This is a genomic window from Marinobacter lipolyticus SM19, from assembly GCF_000397065.2.
GTDB lineage: Bacteria > Pseudomonadota > Gammaproteobacteria > Pseudomonadales > Oleiphilaceae > Marinobacter > Marinobacter lipolyticus.
Genome location: NZ_KE007325.1, coordinates 48,868 through 60,855 on the forward strand (window position 1 = coordinate 48,868; position 11,988 = coordinate 60,855).

At 60.8% G+C, this 11,988-nt stretch carries 8 protein-coding genes; 2 read left to right on the forward strand and 6 right to left on the reverse strand.

All coding sequences use genetic code 11. From position 1 onward, the window contains the following. Window positions 1-17: 17 nt before the first annotated feature. From MARLIPOL_RS09810 to MARLIPOL_RS09820, 3 genes are read right to left on the reverse strand one after another with little or no spacing between them, the layout of a single operon-like run. Window positions 18-1,412: an efflux transporter outer membrane subunit gene (locus MARLIPOL_RS09810; RefSeq protein ID WP_036191363.1), complete on the reverse strand. Its 1,395-nt coding sequence runs from the start codon at window positions 1,410-1,412 to the stop codon at window positions 18-20. Beyond that, window positions 1,405-4,608: an efflux RND transporter permease subunit gene (locus MARLIPOL_RS09815; protein ID WP_012137914.1), complete on the reverse strand. Its 3,204-nt coding sequence runs from the start codon at window positions 4,606-4,608 to the stop codon at window positions 1,405-1,407. The genes MARLIPOL_RS09810 and MARLIPOL_RS09815 overlap by 8 nt, the downstream gene beginning before the upstream one ends. Further along, window positions 4,605-5,798 carry an efflux RND transporter periplasmic adaptor subunit gene (locus tag MARLIPOL_RS09820; RefSeq protein WP_012137915.1) on the reverse strand — a complete coding sequence of 398 codons (1,194 nt, stop codon included), beginning with the start codon at window positions 5,796-5,798 and terminating at the stop codon, window positions 4,605-4,607. The genes MARLIPOL_RS09815 and MARLIPOL_RS09820 overlap by 4 nt, the downstream gene beginning before the upstream one ends. A gap of 277 nt (window positions 5,799-6,075) precedes the next feature. Between MARLIPOL_RS09820 and MARLIPOL_RS09825 the strand changes: the two genes are divergently transcribed. Further along, entirely contained in the window at window positions 6,076-7,038 is a 963-nt protein-coding gene (locus tag MARLIPOL_RS09825; protein WP_012137917.1) for an AraC family transcriptional regulator, read from the forward strand. Between the two features lie 16 nt (window positions 7,039-7,054). Here MARLIPOL_RS09825 and MARLIPOL_RS09830 read toward each other — a convergent pair whose 3' ends face one another. Both MARLIPOL_RS09830 and MARLIPOL_RS09835 read right to left on the reverse strand, forming a co-directional pair. Next, window positions 7,055-9,118, reverse strand: a complete 2,064-nt coding sequence (locus tag MARLIPOL_RS09830) for a TRAP transporter large permease subunit (protein ID WP_012137918.1) — start codon at window positions 9,116-9,118, stop codon at window positions 7,055-7,057. Window positions 9,119-9,144: 26 nt separating this feature from the next. Beyond that, on the reverse strand, window positions 9,145-10,209 hold the full coding sequence (locus MARLIPOL_RS09835; RefSeq protein ID WP_012137919.1) for a hypothetical protein: 1,065 nt from the start codon (window positions 10,207-10,209) through the stop codon (window positions 9,145-9,147). Between the two features lie 264 nt (window positions 10,210-10,473). Between MARLIPOL_RS09835 and MARLIPOL_RS09840 the strand changes: the two genes are divergently transcribed. Continuing rightward, window positions 10,474-10,746 (forward strand): HU family DNA-binding protein, encoded by a 273-nt coding sequence (locus MARLIPOL_RS09840; RefSeq protein WP_012137921.1) that lies wholly within the window; start codon window positions 10,474-10,476, stop codon window positions 10,744-10,746. 38 nt (window positions 10,747-10,784) lie between these two features. Here MARLIPOL_RS09840 and MARLIPOL_RS09845 read toward each other — a convergent pair whose 3' ends face one another. Further along, entirely contained in the window at window positions 10,785-11,804 is a 1,020-nt protein-coding gene (locus MARLIPOL_RS09845; protein WP_012137922.1) for a putative solute-binding protein, read from the reverse strand. Window positions 11,805-11,988 lie beyond the last annotated feature (184 nt).

The following is an 11,988-nucleotide window of genomic DNA, read 5'->3' on the forward strand; positions in this document are numbered from 1 at the left end:
GCCGAAGCCGTGGCTGCTTAACCGGGCGCCCCTACCAGCGCCCGGTATACGTCCACCATGGCCAGGGTCACGGCTGTACGGCTGCGCACCGCCGCGTCCCGGGTCGCGGTGAATTCCTGTTCCGCCGTCAGTACTTCAAAGTAACCGATAAACCCCTGTTCATATCGGGTACGGGCCAGTTCCACTGCTTTCTCCGCATCTGTCATGGCCTGCTGCAGGCGCCCTTCCCTTTCCTGCGCACGCTGATAACGCACCAGTCGGGTCTCCGCTTCCTCCAGCGCTTCCAGTACGGCTTGCTGGTAGCTGGCCAGTGCCGCGCGGCTGTCGGCACCGGCGGCCTCTATGCGGGCCTTGACCTTACCGTGATCAAGGAAGGTCCAGTCGATGCCCAGGGCAACACGGCGGGATTCCGCCGGACCGGTGAACAGGTCACTCGTGTCTGAGGCAACCGACCCCAGCAGCCCGCTCAGGGTAAAGCGGGGAAACAGATCGGCGGTCGCCACACCGATGCGGGCGGTGGCGGCTGCCAAACGGCGCTCCGCAGCGGTAATGTCCGGGCGACGGCGCAACACGTCCCCGGGGCTGTCCACGGGAATGACCGGCAAGGCATCCGGTAGCCCGACCGGGGGTGACAGTGTCTCCACCAACGCCATCGGCGGCTGGCCAGTCAGCACCGCTATGCGGTGCATGGCCGCCCGGATGCCTGCCTGCAGGGTGGGCAACTCGGCACGGGTGCGCTCCAACTGGGCACGGGCGCGCACCTGATCGAACTCGGTGCCCCGGCCGGCTTCTACCCGTGCCTCAACGATGTCCAGGGACTGCTGTTGCAGTGCCACACTCTGCTGCGCCACCCGATACTGCTGTTGCAGGCCCCGCAACTCGAAGTAGCTGCTGGCCAGTTGCCCGGCCAGGGCGACCTGTACCGCACCCAGGTTGGCACCGGCAGCATCCAGTTCCGCCCGTTGCGCCTCGGTGGCACGGCGCAGGCGTCCGAACAGGTCCAGCTCCCAGTTGGCAGCCAGACCGGCCTGGTAACGTTGCACCCGTTCCGGCCCTGCGCCCGGGGGTGATTGCTCAATGTCCGCCAGGTATTGTTCGGCGGTGGAGGCACTGGCGGTCACGCTGGGCCATTGTTCCCTTTCGGCGCCGTACAACAGGGCAGCCGCGCGCTCGTAGCGGGCCACGGCTCCTTCCAGGGTGTGGTTGGCCGCCAGGGTCTGGTCAATCAGCTGCGCCAACATGGGGTCATCAAAGCCCTGCCAGAAGCGCTGTTGATCAACGCCTCCGGCATCCGTTCCATGCCCTTCCGAGAAGGTTTCCGGTTCCGGCGTGACCGGTGCCTGGTAATCTGGTCCGACGGCGCAACCGGCCAACAGCGCCAGTGCGCCGGTCATCGTGAGTACTTTAAGCATGGTTACCTCCCGGAACTGCATTTTCATCCTCGTCCTCATCGCAAATCAGGGTGGATGTATGATGGCTCTGCAAGCGATGGCTTCCGGAGAGTTTGCGCAGGGCCACATAGAACACCGGCGTCAGGAACAGGCCAAACAGGGTGACCCCGACCATGCCGGCGAACACGGCGGTACCCAGGGCCGCGCGTACCTCGGCACCGGCACCCGTCGCCAGCACCAGCGGCACCACAGCGGCGGTAAAGGTGATGGAGGTCATGATGATGGGCCGCAGCCGCAACCGGCAGGCCTCCAGCGCCGCTTCCACAACACTTCTGCCCTGCAGCTCGAGTTCGCGGGCAAATTCCACCATCAGGATGGCGTTCTTGCAGGCCAGGCCGATCAACACCACCAGCCCCACCTGGACGAAGATGTTGTTGTCTCCCCCCCCGAACCAGACACCGATCAACGCCGAGAGCATGCACATGGGCACGATGAGAATCACTGCCAGTGGCAGTGTCCAGCTCTCATACAGCGCCGCCAGCACCAGGAACACCAGCAGGATAGAGAGCGGGAACACCACCAGCGCGGCATTGCCCTGGGTGGCCTGCTGATAGCTCAGGTCGGTCCATTCGAAATCCATGCCCGCAGGCAGTGTCTCGTCCGCAAGTGCGGTCAGAGTATCCATGGCCTGGGCCGAGGACAGTACCCGCGGGTCCGCCTCCCCGGCCAGGTCAGCGGCGGGATAGCCGTTATAGCGCAACACCGGGTCCGGCCCGAAGCTCTGGCGGATCTCCACCATGGAGCCGATGGGGACCATCTCGCCCTGTTCATTGCGGGTACGCAGGCGGGCGATGTCCTCCACGCTGTCGCGGTAGGGGGCATCGGCCTGTGCAATCACCTGCCAGGTGCGGCCAAAGCGGTTGAAGTCGTTGACGTAGGTGGACCCCAGGTAGGTCTGCAGGGTATCGAACAGTTCCGTCAACGGCACACCCTGGGCCTTGGCCTTGAGGCGGTCCACTTCCGCATCCAGCTGTGGCACGTTGGCCTGGTAGCTGCTGATGGGGTAGCCCATGCCCGGGGTCTGACTGATGGCGCCCTGGAACTGGTTCACCGCATTCTGCAGAGCTCCGTAGCCCAGGTTACCCCGGTCCTCGATGAACAACTGGTAGCCGGAACCGTTACCCAGTCCCAGGATCGGCGGCGGCATAAAGGAGAAGGCAAAGCCTTCCTTCAGCCCGCTGATTTTCTGGTTGATCTGGGCGTTGATCTCCCCTGCACTGAGACTGCGCTCGTCAAACGGTTTGAGGGGAAAGAACACTACGCCGGTATTGGAAGTGTTGGTGAACTGCAGTGCGTTCAAACCGGGAAACGCCACAGCGTTGGCGACGCCTTCGGTCTCCATGGCGATATCGGTCACCTGCTGCAGGAGCTGGTCGGTGCGCTCCAGGGACGCCCCTTCCGGCAGCTTCACGCCGGCCATCAGGTACAGCTTGTCCTGGATCGGGATAAAGCCCGGCGGCACCACCTTGAACATCAAGCCGGTGCCGGTCAGCAACAGGGCATAGACCACGAATACTGCTCCGCGACGTCGCAGGGAGCGGGACACACCGCCCTGGTATTTCTCCGCACTGGCGTTGAAGAAGCGGTTGAAGGGCCGGAAAACCCAACCGAACAGGGCGTCGATAACCCGTTGCATCCGGTCCTTGGGCGCGTCGTGGGGTTTGAGCAGCATTGCCGCCAGCGCCGGGGACAAGGTCAGCGAGTTTATGGTGGAGATCACCGTGGAAATGGCGATGGTCACCGCGAACTGCCGGTAAAACTGGCCGGTCACGCCGGACAAGAAAGCCATGGGGATAAACACCGCGCACAGCACCAGGCCGATGGCGATGATCGGGCCAGACACTTCCTTCATGGCCTGGTGGGCCGCCGCCAGCGAACTCAGGCCGTCTTCGATATTACGCTCAACGTTTTCCACCACCACGATGGCATCGTCGACGACGATGCCGATGGCCAAGACCAGCCCGAACAGGGTCAGGGTATTGATGGAATAACCCAGCAGGTAGAGCGCACCGAAGGTGCCGATGACCGACACCGGTACTGCCAGCAACGGGATGATGGAGGCACGCCAGGTCTGCAGGAACAGGGTCACGACCAATACCACCAACAATACCGCTTCCAGCAGGGTTGCCACCACTGCCTTGATGGAGTCGCTCACGAAGATAGTGGTGTCGTATACCGCTTCATACTCGACACCCTCGGGGAACCGGATGGCCAGTTCGTCCATCGTGGCGATCACCTCGTCACGGATGTTCAGGGCATTGGCCCCCGGGGCCTGGAACACACCGATGGCCACGGCGTCCTTACCGTCGAGCTGGGAGCGCAGGGTGTAATCACCGGCTCCCAGCTCCAGCCGGGCCACGTCTTCCAGCCGCAGGATCTCACCGTTGTCACCGCGCTTGAGCACGATGTTGCCGAACTCTTCCACAGTTTCCAGCCGGCCACGGGCGTTGATCAGGGTCAGGAAGTCACTGTCCGGCACCGGCTCCGCACCAATCTGGCCAGCGGATACCTGCACGTTCTGCTCACGCATGGCACGGACCACGTCACTGGCGGTCAGCCCCCGGGCAGCAACCCGGTCCGGGTCCAGCCATGCACGCATGGCGTAGTCACCACCACCAAAAACCTGGGCATCCCCAACGCCCTGAATGCGGGCCAGCCGGTCCCGCACATGCAACCGGGCGTAGTTGCGCAAGTACAGGGTGTCGTAAGTGCCGTCCGGCGATGTCAGGTGGACCACCATCAGGAAAGTCGGGGACTGCTTCTGGGTAGTCACACCCTGGCGGCGCACCTCCTCGGGCAGACGCGCCTGTGCCTGACTGACCCGATTCTGCACCCGCACTGTGGCGTCCTCCGCATCCGTGCCGGGGCGGAAAGTGACGGTCATCTGCAGGACGCCATCAGAACCGGCCACGGACTTGAAGTACATCATGTCCTCAACGCCGCTGATAGCTTCCTCCAGCGGCGTTGCTACAGTTTCCGCAATCTCCTTGGGATTGGCGCCGGGATAGACGGTGCGCACGACCACCGAAGGCGGCACCACTTCCGGGTACTCGCTGACCGGCAAGTTGGGGATGGAGATCAACCCGATGGCAAGAATGATGATGGACAGCACCGCCGCGAATATCGGCCGGTCCACAAAGAAACGGGACAGATTCATTGCACTGACTCCCGGGCTACCGCCACAGCGGGGCCCTGACTGGCACCGGGTTCGCTCATGGCAACCAGGTGCGGATCGACTTCCATGCCGGCACCAAACACTTTCTGAACACCGTTGATGATCACCCGGTCACCGCTATTGAGACCTTTCCGGATCACCAGCAGATCGTCCACCTGCCGACCGGTGGTTACCTGCCGGGGCGCAACCCGGTTGTTTTCATCGACCACGTAGACGTATCGACGATCCTGATCGGTCAGTACGGCCTTGCGGTTCACCAGCAGTGCCTGGTCCAGCTCGGCTACCGGCATTTCCACCCGGGCAAACTGACCGGGCTTGATCCGGCCATCCGGATTGCCTAATACGGCCCGGTATTGCAAGGTGCCGGTGCCGGGGTTCAGCCGGTTATCGACAAAATCCAGCAAGCCCCGGTATTGGCGACCGTTGTCACCCAGGGCAATGCGCACTCTACGGGGCTGGTCATTGGCCAGCAGCTGCTGGCTGCTGAATGCAGTGTGTTCATCTGCCTCGAAATAGACGTGCACCGGGTCCACTGACACCACCGTGGTCAGCAGGGTCTGGTCCGCGTTGGCGAGGTTGCCACGGGTCACCAGCGCCCGGCCGGCACGGCCACTGACCGGTGCGGTGACCCGGGTGTATTCCAGGTCCAGCTCCGCCGTATCCAATGCCGCCTGGGCGGCCTCCACCCGCGCCCGGGCACTCATCAATGCGGCATTGCGCTGATCGTACTCCTCCTGCGAAATCGCCCGGCTCTCCAGCAGGGTCTTCGCGCGGCCGGCTTCACTCCTGGCCAGTTCCAACTGGCTTCTGGCCAACGCCAGGTCAGCGCGGGCCGCCTGCGCCCTCGCCTGATAAGGTCGGGGGTCAATCTGGAACAGCAGGTCACCGGCCTGCACCAGTTCCCCTTCTTCAAAGGCCACCTCGTGAATGTAGCCGCTGACCCTCGGCCGCAGATCCACGGTTTCCGGTGCTTCCACGCGACCGGTGAAAGACTCCCAGAGGGTAACCGGCTCTTCTACAACTTTCGCCACGTCCACCTCCGGTGGTGGCGGCATCGCCATCGCTTCGTCGCTCTGCGCCTCACATCCGGACAGTAATACTGTCATCATTACCAGGGCCGGGCCCAACGCCCAGACTGGTCCGTTGAAGTTTTTTCCGGTCAGACGTTCCATGGTTTCTCGCTCCGTCGTGAGGGACGCCTTGTGAGCGTTCCCGTTAAACAAGAGATCTGGTCAGATCGCTTGTTAGGTCGGTTGGGGTGGAGATTTTTCGACATGAAAGGGTAAATTTCAGTCCCTCTTCCCCGATTGGTCGTCTAACATAAGGAGTCTTGGGCCCGGGAGGATATCGGGTTACTGCGGGAAGCTTGCCTGATTCTGCAGATGAGACCTGAATGCCATACCGTTCAGGTTGCAAAGGATTATACTGCCGCGAAAGGGAGACGCGACGATGACTGCTACCATTCCTGAGGTTACCACCAACCTCGTGCCGAACCTGCAGCAACAACTGGCCCGGGTCGCCAGCCGATGGACAAGCCAGCAGGGCATACAGAGTTCCGCCATTGACGGGGTGGAGCTGATTCGTTGCGACCAACCATCCAGTTGTGGTTCTTCTGTCTACGAGCCGTCTCTGTGTTTCGTGATTCAGGGCACCAAGAACATACTGCTGGGCGACCGGGAAATTACCTATGATCCCCTCACCTATCTGGCCAGTTCCGTTCACCTGCCAGTGTTGGGCAGAATTCTCGATGCGAGCCCGGAACGCCCCTATCTGGCGGTGAAATTGACCGTGGATCCACAGGAAGTGGCCGATCTGGTGCTGGAACTGGGCGACAAGGCACCGTCTTCAGACCGACATCATGCCGCCTGCCCGGCAGTTGAGTGTGGTCTATGCATCACTTACATGGACGAGCTGATGCAAGGTGCACTTTACCGGCTGCTGAGCCTGTTGGATTCCACGGGGGACATCCCCATTCTCGCGCCACTGGCACGTCGGGAAATCCTCTATCGTGCCCTGGTAGGCGAAATGGGCTCACGCATGCGCAAGTTCGCAGCTATCGACTCCCAGTCACACCGGATTTCCACAGTCATCTCGGCGTTAAAGGACCATTTCGCGGAACCGTTGCGCATCGCCGAGCTGGCGGAAGCTGCAAACATGAGTGAGTCCACTCTGTACCACAGCTTCAAACAGGTGACCCGTATGTCACCGCTGCAATTCCAGAAGAAACTGCGTCTTCACGAAGCTCGGCGGCTGATGCTCGCCGAGGGGCTGGAAGCCGCCACCGCCAGCTACCGGGTGGGCTACGAAAGCCCCTCCCACTTCAGCCGGGAATACAGCCGCCTGTTCGGCGCACCGCCGAGGGCGGATGTTACCTTCTTGCGCGGCGAGCGCAGGGCGCCGGAGCCTGTTTGATGAACCGGGCCTGGACTCACGCGTAGAACAACAACGGCACAAAGGCCACCAGTACCAGGGATATTCCCATGGCAATCAATGGCATGATGATGCGTTCGTGTCGTTGATAGAAAGTGCCACCTTCCTGTTGCGCGGCCAGCACTTCCGCTTCACCGACGACCTGCCGGGTTAACAGGTGGTTCAGCGCAACCGGCGGGCTCAGGTAGCCCAGTTCGAAGGCCACCAGGGTCACCATCCAGAAGTGAATCGGATGAATTCCACTGCTGTAGGCGATGGTGGACACCGTGGCGGTGACCAGGATAACGGCACCAAAGGCGTCCATGATCATACCCAGGATCACCAGGATGACGACCATCAACAACATCGCGGACCAGGCGCTGTCGAAGGCCTGGGGGAAAACCTCCATGATCTGGGACCGTTCGATGACGCCACCAATGCTTACCGACAGCCCCAGCAGCAACAACAGCGCGCCTATCTCGGAGGTCGTGTCGTTGGTGGCCGAGCGAAGGCTGCTCTCCATGCCCTGATGTGACGGCGCCTCACTGGCGCGACCAGCGGTCTTCTTCAGGGTCACATGCTCAAACAGCAGTATCGCCAGCATGATCACCGGCAGCAGTCGTGGCGCCGAGAATTCATCCATTCGTACGTCTAGGGCAAATCGGTATAGCAGCACCACACCGGCGATCACCAGGGCGTAAGGAATCAACGGTCGCAGGGCCTGCATCATCGCCGGGAAGGCTTCTGCGGAGGGCGCCAGGTTGAACTTGCTCTGGCGGTTGACGGTCAACGCCACCGTCATGAACATTATGGCCGTCAGCACAAACACCCAGATGCCCCAGCCAAACAGCTCGTCAGTGGTCACTTCCCGGTTGAGATAGGCAATCACCACCACCAGCAAGCAAGGGCGCAGCACCACCCCCAATGAACCGGACATGGCCGTAGCAGCCAGAGCAAGATGCCGGCGGGCGCCGGCAGCACGCAATTCACCGTAGATCACCGCACCGGCGGCGATGACGAAAATGCCGGAAGCGCCGGTGTAAGCAGTGGGCACCGCAGCCACCAGGACGGCAACCACGGCCAGCATCTCCGGCGGCATGCGCCACGGGCGGAATACGTCGAAGACCAGGGTCGCCAGCCGTGTCTGCTTGAGCATCATCCCCACCCAGACGTAGAGCCCGACGTTCAGAAACATGTCCGCCAGCTCCATCATCTTTCCCAGGTAGATACCGATACCGGAAGCGTGCCCGATCAGGACGAAGTAAGTCCCTGAAATCAGACACATCACCGTATACAGCGGGACCGCGAGGAACGCCTTGTTGAGACTGCCACCGTCACGCAGATCATCGGGCACCCGGAACAATCGGTACAGACTGGCCAGGGTGAGACAGGCAAAACCAATGATCCACAGGTTATGGAGGAGCAGAGCCTCCGCAGACATGGTGGTTTCATCGCCCATGCTCGACTGCCGAAAAATCACACTGGAACCCAGCAACATGGCATTGGCAATGGTCTGGAGGGTATGGGATACGGTGTAGTCGAGCCGGGTTTCCATCGCCCGCATGGCGATGTGGTGGCGGCTGAGTGTCGCGGTCACCGCACACAGCATCACCAGAATCACCAGGATATAACGCTGGGATTCCAGCCCGAATGCGATCAGGTCGGCCACGAACAACTCTACAGCCCGGTAGGCTTTAACGCTGGGGGTCAGTTTGTCCTTCAGGTTCTCATAACTGGCGAAACTGGCCTGGCAATCCGCCACCGACCGCTCGATGGCGAGGCGGACATCCGCCGGGTCTTTCTCATGCGCCCCCAGAAGTGCCGCCATGGGGTCATCAGAAGCACCCGATTCGGCAAGCTCCTGCTGGACCGCAGCCTCAATGTCCCGGTTGGGATTGCAGCTCGGCTGGACCGGATCGGAGCGGAGCTTGTAGTAGCTCCCCCACATCTGTTCTCCGGCCCGCAGCATCTGGTTGTGAATGTCACTGCTGGTGGAAAACAGCACCACCGCCAGCAACAGCAAACAAGCCGGCAAAGAGGAAAACCACTCCAGCCGGGTACGACGAAATCCAATCTGGGACATAACAGCGCGACCTGAAGGCATGGGCGTTACAACAAGTCGTCCAGATCCATGGTTTCAACGTCTTCCTGCTCGTCATCCCAGAAAGTACCCAGCTGCCCCAGGGGTGTTCGATGGCCGTTGTTCTCAACCCACATACGGTCAGAAATGGCCACAATCAGCTGTGTCGACATGGCATCGACGAAGGCCCAGTCTTCATTCGAGGGTGTTTCCTCAATGGACTCCGCATGCCGGCGGATCACATCACGCAGACGCTCATTGTCGCCCTTGTTCATTGCAGAAATCGCGTGGAAAACATGGCTGAGGCGGACACCCGCCTGTTCACCCTGACGATCGGACATTTCCAGTCGCTCGAAGGCGTTTTCGCCCTCAGGCATGGCGCCAGGAATCATCGCCCAGATGGTAGCCCGCAGCGCCATCGGCGCTCCCCACCACTTTTCGTTATCCAGGCAGCTGGTTGCCCTGCCAACCATCGAGCCCACATTCTTGGGCACACCAATCGCGGAGGTGGATTGAATTTCGGCGTTCAGGGCCTGAAGTCCTGACAACAGGCCCGCCATGTAAATGAATTCGTCCAGATCGTCATCGAAGTCCGGGCACTCGCCGGTACCGGGCTCGCCGTAATAGGCATTGTGATGCTGCCAGCTGCGGAAGTAGCGCTTGGCGGCCAGGGCGTGTGCACGTTTCTGACGGATCATCGCATCCTCAGCGGCATCACCATCCATGTCGCCCAGAGCGGCCAGTCCGGTCAACTCGTGTTCACGGGCCTGCTCATCGGCACAGCCCGCGGCCGACAGGTAGAGCATCACAGCAATCTGATCCGGCTCATTGGTGACCCGACCAAACGACATCAACAGCGGGGTCGTGGCCTCGCTCATGGCGCAACCCATAGCCAGATCATCGGTGTTCAGCAGATAGGGCACGGTATGGTTGCGGGAGAATCCCTGAAGAACATCTCCGGTGGTCTTGTAGACCATGTGGTTCACCACGCCACACCCGCTCAATGCAACGCTTGCGACCACGGCTGCGGTCACACCACGCAGCTTTGCCATTTTGGGCAACCACTGCCCCGCAGCTTTCTGGAAACGTTTCATACTTTCTGCACCTTCTTTATTGTTTTCAGAACTAATCGGGCCGCCTGGACCACCGCCTGCGCATCGTTACAATTTGTAACCGGGCACGCATTATGGCGGACAACCCCCTGTTTTTATGAGAACCGCACCGCAAATGAAAACGGTAAAACACTATCCTTCGCCATCATGGGTTTGCACATTGCCGCCGAACCCACTATAGATTTGTTCAGCCTGCGGCTGGCTTGCCGCCGGTGTGACACCAAAAACGACAACAAGGAGTACCCGATGCGCAAACCCGAACTGGCAGCCGCCATTGCCGATAAAACCGGCCTGACCCGCGAGAAAGCCAGCGAAGTCATTACCGCTTTCACTGACCAGATCTCAGCGGCAGCCTCCAGAGGCGAGGACACCACACTGATCGGATTTGGCACGTTCAACATCCGCACACGCGAAGCCCGCGACGGACGTAACCCCCAGACCGGCGCCACCATCAAGATCCCTGCCAGCAAGACCGTCGGGTTCAAAGCCGGTAAGGCACTGAAAGAGTCGGTCGGTTAAGCTGACCCGGCCCGCTGGAGCGGGCCCTCTCCCTCCCCTCAGGAAGCACACTCAGACCGGGAACCGTCCACCCGGCAACGAATGGCCTTCATCAGCTTGATCGCACGCTCGTCGTACACACCGTCTTCAAGCAGGGACAGCCGTACCTTACGCAGCATTTTGTCGTATTCCGCCACATCTTCCTGCGGGGGATGCATCCACACGTCGTCCGGAATGTCGGCTTCAGCCTGGTTAATGATTTTGTAGGCTTCATCGATGCGCGCGATGGCCTGGTCGCGAACCATCTGCCCGGCGTCATCCGGGAAACGGTCGCGGTGGATGATGACCTGGAAATTCATGTAAGCCAGGGCGTACTTGAATACGCCGCCATCAGGCTGCACGCCCTTATAAAGCTCCAGCGGGGAGTAGGCCACCGCAGGTGCATAGGCCAGATCCACACTGCCGTTATTGAACTTGCCGGCAAAGTTGGCGGAGTTCGAGCCCACGACCGAAGCCCCCACATGACGCACCATGCGCACCGAAGCGGTGTCGAAATCCAGTGTCGCGATACGCTTGCCCTGAAGCTCCTGCACCGAATCGATGGAGCGGTCGCGGGTGTGCAGGTACACGGCACCGCCCGGGAATACGCCGGCCACTTCGTAGGGACCATCAATCAGGAATGGGCGGGCCTTGGGCTGGCTCAGGGTGTTATAGAGCAGGCGCATTTCCTCTTCGCCCGGGACCGCTCCCATGGCCTCCAGCGAGCCAGTGAACTTGTTGAATTCACGGGCCCGGGTACCGGTCAGAAGTACCGCGTCGCACTGCCCGGCCTTGAAGTCCTCGGCCGCCACTTTCTCGTCGGTGTAGGCTCGCAGGTCAAGCTTGATGCCTTGCTTCATGGCCACCGGCTGAAAGGTTTTAGTGATGGCAAACAACGGGCCATTGGCACCGACCGGGTCAAACACACAAAAACTTCGTTCGAGAACAGATTCTTCGGCCTGGCTCACAGGCGAGAGCAAAAGACTGGCACACAGGGCAGCGGCTGCGGCCACCCTTTGCGGGAGGTTAGCTGATTTCACGGGATAACTCCTGAATTATTATTGTCAGACGTCAGGCACATCCTGTTTGTACCCGTCATCGTGAGATCCTGACCTGAGATTAGGTCGGGTGCCGCAAGAATACGTTGGCACGGGCGCCTGTCTTCAAGGGCTTTTCAGCAAAAAGATGGAAATCTGTGATCAGCTCGACAGAGGTTTGGCAACC